At 62.1% G+C, this 14,505-nt stretch carries 16 protein-coding genes; 5 read left to right on the top strand and 11 right to left on the bottom strand.

The window, feature by feature from the left end; genetic code table 11:
- Positions 1 to 32 precede the first annotated feature (32 nt).
- From AM571_RS08370 to AM571_RS08360, 3 genes are all read right to left on the bottom strand, one after another.
- A complete protein-coding gene (locus AM571_RS08370) occupies positions 33 to 1,097 on the bottom strand; it encodes a substrate-binding domain-containing protein (RefSeq protein WP_074061001.1) in 1,065 nt (354 codons plus the stop codon).
- A 45-nt stretch (positions 1,098 to 1,142) separates the two neighbouring features.
- Complete coding sequence (locus tag AM571_RS08365) at positions 1,143 to 2,135, bottom strand: sugar phosphate isomerase/epimerase family protein (RefSeq protein ID WP_074061000.1); 993 nt, start codon at positions 2,133 to 2,135, stop codon at positions 1,143 to 1,145.
- A gap of 245 nt (positions 2,136 to 2,380) precedes the next feature.
- Positions 2,381 to 2,671: a hypothetical protein gene (locus AM571_RS08360; RefSeq protein ID WP_155774421.1), complete on the bottom strand. Its 291-nt coding sequence runs from the start codon at positions 2,669 to 2,671 to the stop codon at positions 2,381 to 2,383.
- Positions 2,672 to 3,000: 329 nt separating this feature from the next.
- Here AM571_RS08360 and AM571_RS08355 point away from each other — a divergent pair, with 329 nt between their 5' ends.
- From AM571_RS08355 to cueR, 4 genes are all read left to right on the top strand, one after another.
- Positions 3,001 to 3,204, top strand: a complete 204-nt coding sequence (locus tag AM571_RS08355) for a heavy-metal-associated domain-containing protein (protein WP_074060998.1) — start codon at positions 3,001 to 3,003, stop codon at positions 3,202 to 3,204.
- Between the two features lie 184 nt (positions 3,205 to 3,388).
- The gene (locus AM571_RS08350) at positions 3,389 to 4,555 is read left to right on the top strand and encodes an FAD-dependent monooxygenase (protein WP_074060997.1); all 1,167 of its coding nucleotides are present in this window, start codon (positions 3,389 to 3,391) and stop codon (positions 4,553 to 4,555) included.
- Between the two features lie 116 nt (positions 4,556 to 4,671).
- Positions 4,672 to 7,146, top strand: a complete 2,475-nt coding sequence (locus AM571_RS08345; RefSeq protein ID WP_074060996.1) for a heavy metal translocating P-type ATPase — start codon at positions 4,672 to 4,674, stop codon at positions 7,144 to 7,146.
- Between the two features lie 57 nt (positions 7,147 to 7,203).
- On the top strand, positions 7,204 to 7,668 hold the full coding sequence (cueR, locus tag AM571_RS08340; RefSeq protein WP_074060995.1) for a Cu(I)-responsive transcriptional regulator: 465 nt from the start codon (positions 7,204 to 7,206) through the stop codon (positions 7,666 to 7,668).
- A 95-nt stretch (positions 7,669 to 7,763) separates the two neighbouring features.
- On the opposite strand, the gene AM571_RS08335 is transcribed toward cueR, so the two are convergent.
- The 3 genes from AM571_RS08335 to AM571_RS08325 form a co-directional block, all read right to left on the bottom strand.
- Positions 7,764 to 8,318, bottom strand: coding sequence for a cytochrome c (locus tag AM571_RS08335; RefSeq protein WP_074063130.1), 555 nt, complete (start codon positions 8,316 to 8,318; stop codon positions 7,764 to 7,766).
- 104 nt (positions 8,319 to 8,422) lie between these two features.
- Positions 8,423 to 8,755, bottom strand: a complete 333-nt coding sequence (locus tag AM571_RS08330; RefSeq protein WP_074060994.1) for a four-helix bundle copper-binding protein — start codon at positions 8,753 to 8,755, stop codon at positions 8,423 to 8,425.
- Between the two features lie 11 nt (positions 8,756 to 8,766).
- Positions 8,767 to 9,198, bottom strand: a complete 432-nt coding sequence (locus AM571_RS08325; protein WP_074060993.1) for a DUF305 domain-containing protein — start codon at positions 9,196 to 9,198, stop codon at positions 8,767 to 8,769.
- Between the two features lie 516 nt (positions 9,199 to 9,714).
- Between AM571_RS08325 and AM571_RS08315 the strand changes: the two genes are divergently transcribed.
- Positions 9,715 to 10,218, top strand: coding sequence for a cytochrome b (locus tag AM571_RS08315; protein ID WP_074060991.1), 504 nt, complete (start codon positions 9,715 to 9,717; stop codon positions 10,216 to 10,218).
- A 112-nt stretch (positions 10,219 to 10,330) separates the two neighbouring features.
- Here the strand turns inward: AM571_RS08315 and AM571_RS08310 are convergent, their stop codons facing one another.
- The 5 genes from AM571_RS08310 to AM571_RS08290 form a co-directional block, all read right to left on the bottom strand.
- Positions 10,331 to 10,696 carry a hypothetical protein gene (locus tag AM571_RS08310; RefSeq protein WP_074060990.1) on the bottom strand — a complete coding sequence of 122 codons (366 nt, stop codon included), beginning with the start codon at positions 10,694 to 10,696 and terminating at the stop codon, positions 10,331 to 10,333.
- A gap of 95 nt (positions 10,697 to 10,791) precedes the next feature.
- Positions 10,792 to 11,232 (bottom strand): EF-hand domain-containing protein, encoded by a 441-nt coding sequence (locus AM571_RS08305; RefSeq protein ID WP_074060989.1) that lies wholly within the window; start codon positions 11,230 to 11,232, stop codon positions 10,792 to 10,794.
- Between the two features lie 95 nt (positions 11,233 to 11,327).
- Positions 11,328 to 13,547, bottom strand: coding sequence for a copper-transporting P-type ATPase (locus tag AM571_RS08300; RefSeq protein WP_074060988.1), 2,220 nt, complete (start codon positions 13,545 to 13,547; stop codon positions 11,328 to 11,330).
- Positions 13,540 to 14,220 carry a methyltransferase family protein gene (locus tag AM571_RS08295; RefSeq protein WP_074060987.1) on the bottom strand — a complete coding sequence of 227 codons (681 nt, stop codon included), beginning with the start codon at positions 14,218 to 14,220 and terminating at the stop codon, positions 13,540 to 13,542. Before AM571_RS08295 ends, AM571_RS08300 begins: the two co-directional genes overlap by 8 nt.
- Positions 14,213 to 14,476 (bottom strand): DUF2933 domain-containing protein, encoded by a 264-nt coding sequence (locus tag AM571_RS08290; RefSeq protein WP_074060986.1) that lies wholly within the window; start codon positions 14,474 to 14,476, stop codon positions 14,213 to 14,215. Before AM571_RS08290 ends, AM571_RS08295 begins: the two co-directional genes overlap by 8 nt.
- Positions 14,477 to 14,505: the final 29 nt, after the last annotated feature.

Genomic DNA, 14,505 nt, shown 5'->3' with positions numbered 1-14,505 from the left:
GAGCCGGCCATTTCGACCGGCTCGTGTTTCGGTCACTGCGCGCTTGCGGCGTCCTTCAGCAGGACTTCGCGCACCTTGGCTTCATCACCCTGATAGTTGGCGAAGTTGTCCTTCGTGATCAGTGCCTGTGGTGTGGCGACGACACGTGGCAGCTGCTGGCCGGCAACCAGGCGCAGAGCGGTTTCCATCGCAACCTCGCCGGTCAGAACCGGGAAGCTATCGACCGTCCCGGTGAGTTCGCCTGCCTTGATCGACGCATAGGCGTCGGAAATCCCGTCGGTACCGAACACTGCGACCTTGCCAAGCAGGTTTGCCGCCTTGACTGCTTCCACCACGCCGAGCGCCATGCCGTCGTTGTTGCAGTAGAAGCCGATCAGATCGGGGTGCTGCTGCAGGATGTTCGTAGCCGCATCGTAGGACTGCTGGCGATCCCAGTTTCCGGGAACGCTTGCCACGACCTGAAACTTGCCGTTCTCGCCAATCGTCGATTTGAAGCCGTCTGTCCTTTGCACAGCGGCATAGACGCCGGCCTGGCCCTCGATAACAGCGACCTTTCCGCCTTCCTGGCGGTTCTTTTTGAACCATTTGGCGACGCGAACTCCGTTGTCGCGCTGCACGTTGCCGACATAATGTTCGGCCTGGGGAATGACCGCATCGTTAACGTTGACCACCGGAATATTGGCGGCCTTGGCCTGCTCCATCACTGGCTGGAGGTTCGCATCGGTCTGAGGCGAGAGGAGGAGCACTTTGAAGCCCTGTGTCACCATGCCTTCCGCGATCGTGAGCTGACCCAACTGATCGCCCTCGCTCTGTGCCGCCTGATAGGCGACGGTAACGCCAGCCTTGTCGGCGAACTTCTTGTAACCCTCGCCGAGAGAACGCCAGTATTCGTTGGTCAGCGTCTTTGAAACGCCGCCCGCCTTGGTGCCTTCCGATGGCTTGGGAAGCGCACCGAACTTCATTTCGAGCTGCGACCAGTCGATGCGGTTCTTTTCGGTGTCGGAGTCCAGTGGAGCAAGCTCCTGCGCAAAGCCGGCATGAGCCCAAAGAGCAGCTGCAAAGCCTGCGGCGATAGCTGACGTCAAAAGTCTCTTCATCGGTTCCTCCCGAATGGGTCGTTGGAAAAATGGCCAAAGGCCGGATTACTGCGCCGAGGCGCCCAGCATGGTTTCCTGAAGAATTGCCTGGGCAGAAACGGCGTCTTGTCGGTCAATCGCGCCTGCAAGGCGGTTGTCCTGCTCGAGGCGATCGACGACGTCGAGCATCCGCTTGACGGTCTTGATGTTGACCTCGCATTCGTGAACCGGATCAAGGCCGGTCATGTCTGGGAACGTGTCGAAATAGAATGCGCCATCGTATCCGTCGCGGCGGATTTGGCGGAGAAGTTCGATCGTCTGGATCGAGTGGACCGCACCGACCATCAGGCCATCGTCACGCTTTGCATACCCGTCGTTGAGATGAACACCGAGCACGCGGCTGTGGCGGGCGATCATTGCGGCGGCAAAGGCCGGCTGCTCGTCGGCATAAAGGACGTGGGCGAAGTCAAGCGTGACGCCAAGGTTGGCGCAGCCCGCTTCCTTTATGGCAAGCAGTGTCGTCGCACAATCTGGCAGAAGGCTGTAAGAGCGAGGTTCGTTTGGCTTGTATTCGATGCTGACAAGGCATTCCGGGTCATGCTCGCAGACTTCCCGGATTCCATCGATTTCGTGTTGCCACAGGCGGTCGTAGTCCGCCTGGAAGGCGTAGTCAAACCCGTCCTGACCAAGCCAGATTGTCATCAGGTTGGAGCCCGCGTCACGAGCCGCGTCGATCCCCGCCTTCGTCAGGTCGATCGCCTCGCGGCGAACCTTTTCGTCGGGATTTGTGAATGCTCCGATCTTGAAGGCGGGGTTCGTGTAGTAGCGCATAGCGAACCCGTTGATAGCCAATCCCATATCCTGAAGTTTGGCAGCGAGTCCGGACGGCTTCTCGCCGACGTGGTCGGGATAATTGAGATCGAGGTCGGTCAGGCCGTCGACCTTGGCGGCACGCGCGGCCATCTGCAAAACCGACGGCTTCCCGTTCAATTCCGGCCATTCCGCCTGAGGATTTGACGCAAAGGAATTGAGACGTGTGGCAAAGCGTAAGGTGGACAATATCTCGGCCCTATTTGAACTTCGTCTGCCACAACCTCACAAATAAATATGCTTTTGTAAAGTAAAATAGTTCTTGCAGTGCATCAAAACCTCCCGCGCCGCTCTAGCGAGCAGATTGAAACATCCAATCTAGAAAGAAAACAAATCTTTATAAATCAACGAGTTGTGCGACTTATGCCGTTGGGATCCGCCATTGAGAAAAGCACGAAAAAACGCACTCGTCTCGCCAAGGGACGGCCAAAACTTCACAGTGTTTCTTCTTCTGGTGAAATCATCCAGACGGAACGTTCGGCAGAGTTGCGGATGAGACCAGGCCATTCGACTAGGCTTGCGATATCCCTTGTGCCCCGACAGGAGACGCGAATTATCGACTTCGAGCCATCAGAAGTCTCTTGCCCGAGCTTGGTTAAATTCATCGCCTCGCGATGCCAAGCTGCGAGAAGAGATATGCGGCTTGAACTCAAATGCTTGCCGTCACCGCCCGGTGAAGTCGCAGGCTGAGCGCGGCTGCCGAAGAAGTCCTTTCTCGTGATCAACGAAAGCACTTCAAATCCGCACAGTTTAAACGACAGCAGTGGAATGCGTGGGGCCTACACATCGGCGCTTCTGGTCAAACTCGCCGGCTATCGCGCGAGACATCGAAGGTTCACGTCCTCGAGCCTGCAAAAGGTTTCTTTGCCCCGCATGGCAAGACGGCGAGGTGCCGTCGAAGGAGAATGGAACGCACTGGCGGGTTATTTCGTCGTGTCACCGCAAGCGCCTCTAACGGGAGCTGTCGAACCGGCGCAGTTCTTTTGTGCAGGATCTTGACCTTCCCATGATTGGAAGCTCCATATCGAAGCGGTCAGAAGATTTGGAGACCATGATGTACGAATTCGAAATTCAGAATATGACCTGCGGCCATTGTGCAAGCACCGTGGAAAAGGCGATCAAGACTGCCGATCCGGAAGCCTCGACCGTCATCGACCTTGCTTCGAAGACCGCGAAGGTCGCGACAAGGCTGGATCCATCGGCTATCAACGCCGCCATCGAAACAGCCGGCTACCCTTCCAGCTTCACGCGGATCTGATTGTTGAGGCCGCCGGAACGGCGCTTTCCAACCAATTTCAAGCTCCCGATAGAAGAGCGTGGCGCCTGAAAACCTTCGTGCGAAGCTCCACCGACCTTTACCAGCCGTCGACAGGCATGCATTGCCGGCCGGGAACATTCGCTCATGCAGGACGTTGGCCAGACTAAAAAAGGGACGGTCACGCATGCACGCGGTAATTGTTGGCGCAGGCATTGCCGGACTGGCGGCGGCGCAGGGCCTGCGTCTCATCGGCTCGGATGTCGACGTCTATGAACAGTCGGTGAGGCTCGAGCCGCTCGGAGCCGGTCTCAGCCTCAGCGCGAACGCGCTTCGTGCCCTTCGTGCGCTTCAACTCTACGATGGGGTGGTTCCCAAGGCTCAGCCGATGCGGAGGCTCGACCTCCTGGACCAGTGGGGGAAGGTGCTGCAAACCACCGACTTGCAGCAGGTCAGCCGCCGCTACGGACATCTCGCGATGGCGGTGCTCCATCGTGGCGATCTCCATCAGGCGCTTCTTTCGAAGCTTCCTGAGAGGACGATCCGGACGGGCATGAAGTGTGTCGGTGCGCGCGAGGCTGGCGATCGGGTGGTGCTCGACTTTGCAAATGGCGATGCGGTCGAGGCTGATTTCGTCCTCGCCTGTGACGGCATCCACTCTGTGGTGCGCAAGGCGCTGTTTGCGCAGTCACATGAAAGTTTTGCCCGCTACACGTGCTGGCGGGCGATCTCGCCGGGCCTGCCTCGCGGAGTGGATCGCGCCCAGCTTACCGAGACTTGGGGAGCGGGGAAGCGGTTTGGCCTCGCCGCCATCCCAGGCGACAGAATCTACTGGTTTGCCTGCCGCGGCGCCGAGATTACAGATGATCCCGCATTGGCCGGGATCGAACTTGACGATTTGAAAGCCATCTTTGCAGATTTTCACGAGCCGATCCCGGAAGTGCTCGAGCGCACGCCTCCGACCTCGCTGATCCGGACAGACATCCTCGACCTCGATCCGATGCGTTCGTTCACACGAGGCAAGACCGTGCTGCTTGGGGATGCGGCCCACGCGGTGACCCCGGACCTCGGCCAGGGAGCCGGTCTCGCCATCGAGGATGCCGCCGTCCTTTGCGCTTTGATGGCGCGTCTTCCAATTGAAAACGCGTTGCGTGAATACGATGCCCGCCGCGTCGGCCGTGCGCGCCTGATAACGATCAAATCCCGTCTCTACGCGCGTGTGGCGCAATGGCACAATCCGCTCGTCGTCCCACTGCGCAACTTCTTTGTGAGTAACATCCCGCAGCACTTCATGGACCGGCAGCTCGATGCGATCCTGGACATAGCCTTCGATCCGATCCGTACAGCAGCCTAGCGGTCTCCTCGTCCGACGTGGTCGATGGATGCGGAAAGACATGCTGGAAAAAGGACTTGACCTTCCCATCATCGGAAGGATTACCTATGTGTGCAGTTCAACAAGGGTCCCCTCCCATGACTGCCATATCCAAGATTGAAAAGTCGACAGCATTGCCGATTCCGACCGAGTTCATGATCGAGGGCATGACGTGCGTTTCATGCGGCGCCAGAGTGGAACGGGCGATCAAGGCCGTCCCGGGTGTCGTCGGGGCGTCTGTGAACCTCGCGACCGAACGTGCGAGCGTGACGTTCAAGGACAGAACGGACGCCGCTGCCGTTCTGCAAGCCATCGAAGGCGCAGGCTACCATGCCAGGACCGAGACGCTGGAGGTGCTTGTCGACGGCATGACGTGCGCCGCGTGCGTCTCCCGCGTCGAGCGTGCTTTGAAGGCGTTACCAGGGGTGGTCGACGCATCCGTCAATCTCGCGACCGAGAAGGCGACCGTCCGCTACGCTGCTGGTGCGGCGTCCATACGCGCATTGAAGGACGCCATCCGCGCGGCTGGATACCAGCCGAAAACCGAAAGCGGAGCCGAGAACGCCAACGGGGACGACCGCCGCGACGTCGAAATACACAAGCTCGCGCTTCGCCTTGGCGTCTCCGTCATTCTCACCCTGCCGCTGTTCCTGATCGAAATGGGCTCCCACTTCATACCGGGCGTCCACGCGTTCGTGATGGAGACTTTCGGGATGGGGGGGAGCCTCTACCTGCAGTTCATGATGGCGACCGTCGTCCTGTTCGGGCCTGGGTTGGTCTTCTTCCAGAAGGGCGTACCCAATCTCCTGCGGCTGGCTCCCGACATGAACTCGCTCGTGGTGCTCGGAACCTCGGCGGCCTGGACATACTCCGTCGTGGCGACATTCGCCCCCGCCGCGCTGCCTGCCGGAACCGTCAACGTATATTACGAGGCAGCGGCCGTCATCGTGACCCTGATACTGCTTGGCCGGTACCTGGAAGCCCGCGCGAAGGGCAAGACGAGCCAGGCCATCAAGCGCCTCCTCGGCCTGCAGGCCAAGACCGCCTTCGTGGAGCGATCCGGGACGTTCGTGGAGACCGAGATCGACGACGTCGTGGTTGGAGACGTGATCCGCATCCGTCCCGGCGAAAAGGTGCCGGTCGACGGCACTGTTGTTTCCGGGGAGTCCTACGTCGACGAGGCCATGATCACCGGCGAGCCCCTTCCTCGCTCGAAATCGATTGGAAGCGAGGTAGTGGGCGGCACGATCAACAAGACGGGTTCGTTCACATTCCGCGCGACGAAAGTCGGCGCCGACACCGTTCTCGCCCAGATCGTCCGCATGGTCGAGGCAGCGCAGGGTTCGAAGCTGCCGATCCAGGCTCTGGTGGACAGGGTGACCAGGTGGTTCGTCCCCGCCGTCATTGTTGTCGCGCTGCTGACCTTCGGCGCGTGGATGATCCTTGGCCCCTCACCGGCGCTGAGCTTTGCCCTCGTCAACGCCGTCGCCGTCCTGATCATCGCCTGCCCGTGCGCGATGGGCCTCGCCACGCCGACGTCGATCATGGTCGGTACGGGCCGCGGGGCCGAACTAGGGATCCTGTTCCGCAAGGGCGAAGCGCTGCAGAGCCTGCGTGAGGTCCGCATCGTCGCTCTGGACAAGACCGGGACGCTGACGAAGGGCAAGCCGGAACTCACCGATTTCCAGGTTGCTGATGGCTTCCTGCGCGAGGACGTCCTCGGCTGGGTGGCAAGCATCGAGGCGCTGTCAGAACATCCGATCGCCGAAGCCATCGTCAAGGCCGCCGACAGCGAAGGGCTGGCGCTCGCCGATGTGAAGGGTTTCGAGGCGTCCCCAGGCTACGGTGTGAAAGGATCCGTCGCAGGTCGATCATTGCTCGTGGGTGCGGATCGGGCGCTGGTGCGCGAGGGCATTTCCGTAGAAGGCTTTGCCCTCGTCGACGAGGAACTTTCCCGCAAGGGCAGATCGCCGCTCTATGTTGCTGTGGACGGTCGGCTCGCGGCGATCGTCGCCGTTTCGGATCCCATCAAGGAAACGACGCCCGGAGCGATTAGGGCCCTGCACGCCTTCGGGCTCGAAGTGGCGATGATCACTGGAGACAACCGTCGCACCGCGGAGGCCGTCGCCGCTGAGCTCGGCATTGACCGGGTGGTCGCGCAGGTGCGCCCGGAAGGCAAGGTGGAGGCCGTCAAACGCCTCCGCGAGCATGGCAAGGTCGCCTTTGTCGGCGACGGCATCAACGACGCCCCGGCCCTCACGGAAGCCGACGTTGGGCTTGCCGTCGGCACCGGCACCGACGTCGCCGTCGAGAGCGCCGACGTCGTCCTGATGTCGGGAGACCTTACCGCAGTCGTCACGGCAATCGGGCTCAGCCGCGCAACAATCCGAAACATCAAGCAGAACCTGTTCTGGGCGTTCGTCTACAACGCCGGCCTCGTGCCGGTCGCGGCCGGCCTTCTCTACCCGGTCAACGGCACGCTGCTTTCGCCGGTCTTCGCCGCTGGCGCGATGGCCATGTCGAGCGTGTTCGTCCTCGCCAACGCCCTTCGCCTTCGCCGAACCCAACCTTGAAACCAGATGTGGGCGTCGATGCCATCGGCGCGACTTCCGTATCGACAGGAGCACAGAATGAACATTGGAGATGCAGCCAAAGCCAGTGGCGTATCGGCCAAGATGATCCGGTACTACGAGCAGATAAAGCTGATCTCGCCGGCACATCGCACGGAATCCAGCTATCGCACCTACGGCGACAACGACATCCACACCTTGCGGTTCATACGCAGGGCGCGCGACCTCGGCTTCTCGGTAGAACAGATGAAAACGCTGCTGGCTTTGTGGCGCGACAGGTCGAGAGCGAGCGCCGACGTGAAGAGCATTGCCCGAGAACACATCGAGGAACTCGAGCGGAAGGCGGCGGCGATCCACGCTATGACGGCCACGCTCAAGCACCTGGTCAAGCACTGCCAGGGCAACGACCGGCCCGACTGCCCGATCATCGAGGAGTTTGCCAATCCGGACGATGATGCGCCGCCGCCCGCGATCAACGCCCGCTTCGGCCTCCACGGGCTAAAGACGGACCTCGGCGGACGATAGCCCACCAACCATTCACATGTCCCGGCCCGGGCCGTCCTTGTTGTAGGTTTACGCGAATGCTTGAACAGGGCGAGCAATCGCCGGCCGAGCGGTCCTCATTCCATCCTGAACCTGGCGTGGCAGGTCGTGCAGGTCTGGATCATGAGGTGGAAGACGTGTTCCGCAGGCATCGCCGACAGCTCCTGCTCGTTACGGATGTGGGTGCCGAGCGGCCCGCCGCCCATTGCCTCTCCAGGCTTCATGCGCATGCTGGCCGGCATCGGTCCGGGGTTTTGCTCCGCCGCGACGTCCAGTGCGGCCGCGTAGCCGCGCAGGTCGTTCGCGATGCGGTCGAACCGGTCGCGCTCCTCGGGGATGTTCGGCCTTGCCTTCGACTGCGGGTTGGCGTCCTCGGACGCGAAGTGTCCGGAAAGGATGCCCCCGGACCTGTCGCGGATCGTGTCGGCCGCCAACCTGAACTCGACGGCCTTGTAGCTTTCGGGATCCTTGAACATGCCGGAGATGGTCTTTGCCGCTGCTGCCATGGCTTTCATGTCCGCCTGCCGGCGGCCCACGACATCTTCCGCGGCCGGTGACGGGATTGCCGTCATCAGGACGGCTCCCACGGCGGAGGGCAGTCCGAACTTGTTCCAGGACTTAGGCTGCCTCATCGACCCGCCGTCAGTATCAAATGCCTTGTTGCTTGCAACGGATATCCGTTGGTAACCGATATCCGTTCTCATCTGGGCAGGAAGAGGGCGAACGCCCTCCTCGATCACGCAGCCATCTTGCGGCAGCTCTCTGCACAGCGGCGGCAGGCGTCGACGCAGCCCTGCATGTCGCCAATCCGCTCGCAGTCGTCGGCGCACTGGGCGCAGATTTCGGCGCATTCCCGGCACACGTGCTTGTGGTGCTCCGAGCCGATCAGCATGAAATGCGCAGAGGTCCGGCAGATCTCAGCACAAGCCATCATCAACTTGAAGTGCGCGGGTTTCGTGTGCTCCCCGCCCAGTTCCAGGCAATGGCCCATGGCCATCGACAGGCATTCGCCGTAGCAGGCCAGGCAGTTGTCGATGCAGGCCTTCATTTCAGTCGACATGTGATGCATGGCGTAATCTCCTACTTGGCTTCCTTGTCCACCCACTTGGACATCTCTTCGATCTCCTTTTTCTGGGCTTCGATGATCTTCTGGGCCATCTGCTTGGCCTCTTCGTTGTCGCCGTACTTGAGCTCAACCTCCGACATGCTGATCGCGCCCATGTGATGGGCGATCATGCCGCACACGAAGGACACGTCGGCGTCCTTCTTCATCATCCCCTGCATCATGTTCATGTTCATGTCCTTCATCCCGTCCATGGACGCCTTCCGGTAATCGGTCATCTCGCCCATCTGCGTGCCGCCCGACGACATGTCCGTCTTCGACATGTCCATGCTGTGGGACCTGCATTTTTCCGGGTAGGCCATCGTGCTCTGGGCCCGGGCCGTGGCGGAGAAAGCTAGAGAAGCCGCGGCTGCCGCGGCGCACAGGGAAAGGCTTGTGAACGTCTTCATGTTTCTATCTCCGAAATCAGGTTGTGGTTGCTCGGTTCAGCCTGCCGGAGATCGGGGCGGCGGATCGATCGCGCGGATCAGCAGCAGCGGCCGATATGCGCACGACATCCGTTCATGCCGCCCCGATTGGAGGCGCGGAGCCGCAACCGCGGTGAGCTCCGTGAGGATCGGACAACAGTGCATCGCCGAACAGCACGCAGTCTGCGGCCCGCACGCATGCCCGCCTTGGTGACTATGCTCTGCAGCGACGGTGCAGTACTGGCTCTGAAAGCTGGTCGCCTGGGCCAGGCCAAAGGAATTCACCGCCAACAGTAAGGCGGTGACGAACACCTGTGCACAGCGGTATATGCTCCCAGACCTCATTTGGCTGATTTTCCCTTCCACCGAAGAAGCGTACGGCAGCAAAAATGTTCCAGGTCCCCGATTGATCTGTGGCAGCCCGGCGTTTTGGCAACGGTCGATGAGGAAGCGTTAACTGCGACCGGCTAGTCTGCGCCTCTTGCTTGGAGAGGATCGATGAACGGTGGCTATTCGCTGGCCCAGATAGGACTTCACTGGCTGGTGGCCCTCCTGGTGCCGGTCCAGTATCTGACGGGCGGCAGCATCGAGAGAACCCATCACGCTGCCCATATGGGCCTGACGCCGTCGTACTGGGACGTCGTCCAGCACCACCTTCACAACTACGCGGGAATGGCCATCGGCGCGCTGATGGGCACGCGGCTGGTTCTTCGTCTCCTCCAGCCTCCCGAGATCACCGCGCGCGCAACATGGTCCAAGCGGGCCGCCACTGCGCTTCATGGCGCTTTCTACGCCGCGATCATCGGACAGGCCTGCATGGGATTCGTCGCAAGCTACTTCTGGTTCGCGATCGCGCCGTACCACGTCGTCGGGTCGAGGATCATCCTTGCGATGGCCGCGCTACATCTCGCCGCCGCGGCCTGGCACACACTCATCCTTCGCGACGACACAGTCGACCGGATGGTGTTCCCGCGCCGGAAAAGGTCAGCTGAAAATCTGTAAGGCGGCCGATGTCAGAACGACGTGGCGGCCAGTCTTGGCGACGAACGCCAGGATCGTGAACGAGACTGCCCCGAAAGAGCTGACGCCTCGATCAACCCAGCCAAGCTGCCGCTCACGAAACCGGAGCAGAGCAGAGCGCAGCCCACAGATCGTGCTTCCAGTCTGCTCCCGGCCGCGCCGATACGTCGATCGCATAGTCGGCGGAATTGATCCGCACCATGGCGGGAGAAACGCAGCGAACGCTCGCCTCGTGTCTTCCTCCGTCCCGATAAAGCACCGTCCCGCCACTGTCGAATTCGGACAGCGTGATGACGACGTCGAAATCGAAGGCCCGGTCGCGGGCGGGCCCGCCCTCCGCAAGACTGAGGCTGACCGACCGGCTGCCGCCGAACGAAGCGGTGTGGAAGACGGCAGGTCCGGACGCTGAGATCGATGCGGACTGCACGCAAAGGATCAGAGACAGAAGGATTCGGCGCATCTCCCCCTCCCGTGGTCAATGCACCTCGAGCTTATCATATCCTCGGAGACTCCGCGACTATTTGCGGTGTCTCGGAGGCTTTCACCTTGCCCCCGCTACGGCCGCATGAACGCCTGCATCTCCTCGGTCGTGACCTTGCCATCGTTGTTCGCGTCCACGCTGTCGAAGATCCGCTTGTGGATCGCCGTCACCTCCTCGAAGGAAAGCGCGCCGTCTCCGTCGGCGTCGGCGACCGCGAACATGATCTTCATCACATGCCCGCGCATGGCCATCATCGGCATGCCGCCCATCATGCCGGACGGCATCATCATGTTCCGCCCCATCATCCCGCCAGGCATCATGCCGGATCCGCCGGGCATGGTTTTCTGGCCCTCTTCCGTCATTCCGTCGTCCGCATCGGACGGGGGAGCTGCCTGGGCTGATGTGCCAGGATGATGCGGGTCACCACCGTTTGTCTGCGCGTGCGCCAGACCAGCTCCGCCGACAGCAGTCAGCGCGGCCAGCGTGGCCGCTTGTAGAAATCTTGTCGTCGTCATGTCCATTCTCCTTTTGCGTGATCCACTTTTCACCTGCCTCCTCCATCCTGTGCAGGACAGGCATTCGCACATCGTGCTCCAACCGGCGTCGGCGCCTAGTCCAACGACGAACGGCGCAGGCGCAGGGAATTGCCGATGACGCTGACGGAGGACAGCGCCATGGCGGCCGCCGCGATGATCGGCGAGAGCAGCAGCCCAAGTGCCGGATAGAGTACGCCGGCCGCCACCGGCACGCCGGCTGCATTGTAGATGAAGGCGAAAAACAGGTTCTGGCGGATGTTGCTCATCGTCGCGTGGCTGAGCTTGCGCGCCCTGGCAATGCCCTGCAAGTCGCCCTTGAGCAGCGTCACGCCGGCGCTCTCGATCGCGACGTCCGTTCCTGTGCCCATGGCGATGCCGACGTCGGCGGCGGCAAGCGCCGGGGCGTCATTGACCCCGTCGCCGGCCATCGCGACGATGCGTCCTTCGCTTCGAAGCCTGGCGACCACCTTTCCCTTGTCCTCCGGCAGGATCTCCGCCTCGACCTCGTCGATGCCGAGCCTCCGTGCCACCGTCTCCGCCGTCGTCCTGTTGTCGCCGGTCAGCATGACCACGCGGATATTCTCCTTCTTGAGCAAGCGCAGCGCCTCCGGCGTCGTCGCCTTGATCGGATCGGCGATGGCGAATAGTCCACCCACTTTGCCGTCGACGGCGACAAAGATCACCGTCGCGCCCTCACCGCGAAGCGCCTCGGCGTCGGCGATGAGAGCGGCAAGGTCGACGCCTGCCTCGGCCATGATCCGATGGCTGCCGATAATCAGTTTCCTCCCATCGACAGTACCGGTCACGCCCTTGCCGACGGGGCTGTCGAACCCGCGGGCCTCGCTCAGGGCAAGGTTCCTCTCCTGCGCTGCGGCCACAATGGCCGCGGCCAGGGGATGTTCGCTGCCTCGCTCGAGTGTGGCGGCCAGCCTCAGGAGTTCTGGTTCGTCAAAACCTTGGACGGCCTTCAATGCGGTCACCTTCGGCCTGCCTTCCGTCAGCGTGCCCGTCTTGTCGACGACCAGCGTGTCGATCTTCTCGAAGCGTTCCAACGCCTCGGCATTCTTGATAAGAACGCCCATTCTGGCACCGCGTCCTACGCCCACCATGATCGACATCGGCGTCGCCAGTCCGAGAGCGCAGGGGCAGGCGATGATCAGCACGGCGACGGAGGCGACGAGGCCGTGGGCAAAGCGCGGCTCCGGCCCCCAGATGCCCCAGGCGAAGAAAGCGGCGACCGCGATGAGGATAACGGTAGGGACGAACCAGCCGGACACCTGGTCGGCGAGCCGCTGGATCGGCGCGCGGGAACGCTGGGCCTCGGCGACCATGCGGACGATTTGCGAGAGCATCGTGTCGCGCCCCACCTTGCCGGCCCGCATGACGAAGCCGCCACCCTGGTTCATCGTGCCGCCGATCACCTTCGCGCCCACCTCCTTGGTCACCGGCATGGATTCGCCGGTGATCATGGATTCGTCCACGGAGCTGCGCCCCTCCAACAACTCCCCGTCGACGGGAACCTTCTCGCCCGGCCGCACGCGCAGGCGGTCGCCGACCGCGACCGCGTCCAGTCCGACATCCTCGTCCGAACCGTCTTCCCGGATGCGGCGGGCCGTCTTCGGCGCAAGGTCAAGCAGCGCCCGGATGGCGCCGCCGGTCTGCTCCCGCGCCCTGAGCTCCAGCACCTGCCCCAGCAGCACCAGGACGGTGATGACGGAGGCCGCCTCGAAATAGATTGCGACCGAACCGTCGGCGGCGCGGAAGGTGGCAGGAAAGATGTCCGGCGCCGCCGTGGCGGCAACGCTATAGATCCAGGCGACGCCCGTGCCCATGGCGATCAGCGTGAACATGTTGAGGCTGCGGTTGGCGAGCGAGGCCCAGGCCCGCTCGAAGAACGGCCATCCGGCCCATAGAACCACGGGTGTCGCGAGCACGAGCTGGATCCAGTTCGAGAGCTGCGCACCGAGCACCATGTGCAGGTTCGTCAGATGGCCGCCCATCTCGAGCGCGAGAACGGGCAGTGACAAGGCCAGTCCTATCCAGAACCGCCGGGTCATATCGACAAGTTCGGCACTTGGTCCGGTCTGCCTCGTGGTGACCTCCGGCTCGAGCGTCATGCCGCATATCGGACAGGTGCCGGGGCCGATCTGCCGGATCTGCGGATGCATCGGGCAGGTGTAGATCACGCCCTCCCGAGCCTCCTCCCCTGGGGCCGCTTGCGTGGCCGGCCGCCCCTCTTGGTGATGGTGATGGCCGCCATGGGCATGGCCTTCATGGACGTTGTGGTCAGTCATGGACAGCTCCTCCGCGATGGCTTCCAGCGGCATCCGCTCCTCGGCCGAACCTTGGAAGGAAGCGGGGGACCGCACTGGCGTAGGCGTCCCACGCAGCTCCGAATTCCGCCCGCGCGGCCTCCTCCTCCTCCCGTTTCGCAAGGCGCACGTAGACCCACACCAGAACCGGGAACATGACAAGTGTCACCACGGTCGGCCACTGTAGCAGGAATCCTATCATGATGATGACGAAGGCGTCGTATTGCGGGTGCCGGATCTGCGCGTACGCTCCCGTGGTTGCCAGACGGCGGTCACGCTGGGCGGCGTAGAGGACATGCCAGCTTGACGCGAGCAGCCAGAAGCCGGCGACAATCAGGATGTTGCTCAGGAGATGGAACGGCCCGAAATGCGGGTTGACGCGCCAGCCGAACATCATTTCCAGCAGGTGGCCGGCGTCGTGGGACCAGAAGTCGACCCCTGGAAACCGACGGCCGAGCCAGCCGGACAGCAGATAGATGGTCAGTGGGAAGCCGTACATCTCCGTGAAGAACGCCACGACGAAGGCGCAAAACGCTCCGAGCGATCGCCAGTCGCGCTTGGTCTTGAGCCTGGTGAAGCTCGCGGCGAAGGCGATGAACACCACTGAATTGATGATCACGAGGCTCCAGAGTCCATAGGCGGGGGTGTCAGACATCTTCTTTCTCCGTCGGCTTGTGCAGCGTCATGCGCGCATCTTGGTCCGAATGATCAGGACCGGAGTGGGCGCCGTGTCCGTGATGCATGAACAGATGCATGAGGGGACAGGCCAGGATGAGAAGCCAGGGCAGGACGCCGAGGACGTGTACGCGGTGCTCGTAGGCGATGAGCCCTGTCGCGACGACGGCGAAGGCGACGAAGACGGTTCGGCTGTACGTGCTCCAGGCCGACGGAGATGAATGGTTCTGATGCATGAGGTTGCCTCGGTTCCTTAAAGTTGGAG

Source organism: Rhizobium etli 8C-3 (assembly GCF_001908375.1).
Classification (GTDB): domain Bacteria; phylum Pseudomonadota; class Alphaproteobacteria; order Rhizobiales; family Rhizobiaceae; genus Rhizobium; species Rhizobium etli_B.
Note: the sequence above shows the minus strand (reverse complement) of the source record. Positions and strands in the feature narration are given on the sequence as shown.

Coding starts and splice junctions, on each gene's coding strand:
- AM571_RS08370 (WP_074061001.1), bottom strand. CDS start 1,097: ATGAAGAGACTTTTGACGTCAGCTATCGCCGCAGGCTTTGCAGCTGCT.
- AM571_RS08355 (WP_074060998.1), top strand. CDS start 3,001: ATGTACGAATTCGAAATTCAGAATATGACCTGCGGCCATTGTGCAAGC.
- AM571_RS08350 (WP_074060997.1), top strand. CDS start 3,389: ATGCACGCGGTAATTGTTGGCGCAGGCATTGCCGGACTGGCGGCGGCG.
- AM571_RS08345 (WP_074060996.1), top strand. CDS start 4,672: ATGACTGCCATATCCAAGATTGAAAAGTCGACAGCATTGCCGATTCCG.
- cueR (WP_074060995.1), top strand. CDS start 7,204: ATGAACATTGGAGATGCAGCCAAAGCCAGTGGCGTATCGGCCAAGATG.
- AM571_RS08335 (WP_074063130.1), bottom strand. CDS start 8,318: ATGAGGCAGCCTAAGTCCTGGAACAAGTTCGGACTGCCCTCCGCCGTG.
- AM571_RS08330 (WP_074060994.1), bottom strand. CDS start 8,755: ATGCATCACATGTCGACTGAAATGAAGGCCTGCATCGACAACTGCCTG.
- AM571_RS08325 (WP_074060993.1), bottom strand. CDS start 9,198: ATGAAGACGTTCACAAGCCTTTCCCTGTGCGCCGCGGCAGCCGCGGCT.
- AM571_RS08315 (WP_074060991.1), top strand. CDS start 9,715: ATGAACGGTGGCTATTCGCTGGCCCAGATAGGACTTCACTGGCTGGTG.
- AM571_RS08310 (WP_074060990.1), bottom strand. CDS start 10,696: ATGCGCCGAATCCTTCTGTCTCTGATCCTTTGCGTGCAGTCCGCATCG.
- AM571_RS08305 (WP_074060989.1), bottom strand. CDS start 11,232: ATGACGACGACAAGATTTCTACAAGCGGCCACGCTGGCCGCGCTGACT.
- AM571_RS08300 (WP_074060988.1), bottom strand. CDS start 13,547: ATGACTGACCACAACGTCCATGAAGGCCATGCCCATGGCGGCCATCAC.
- AM571_RS08295 (WP_074060987.1), bottom strand. CDS start 14,220: ATGTCTGACACCCCCGCCTATGGACTCTGGAGCCTCGTGATCATCAAT.
- AM571_RS08290 (WP_074060986.1), bottom strand. CDS start 14,476: ATGCATCAGAACCATTCATCTCCGTCGGCCTGGAGCACGTACAGCCGA.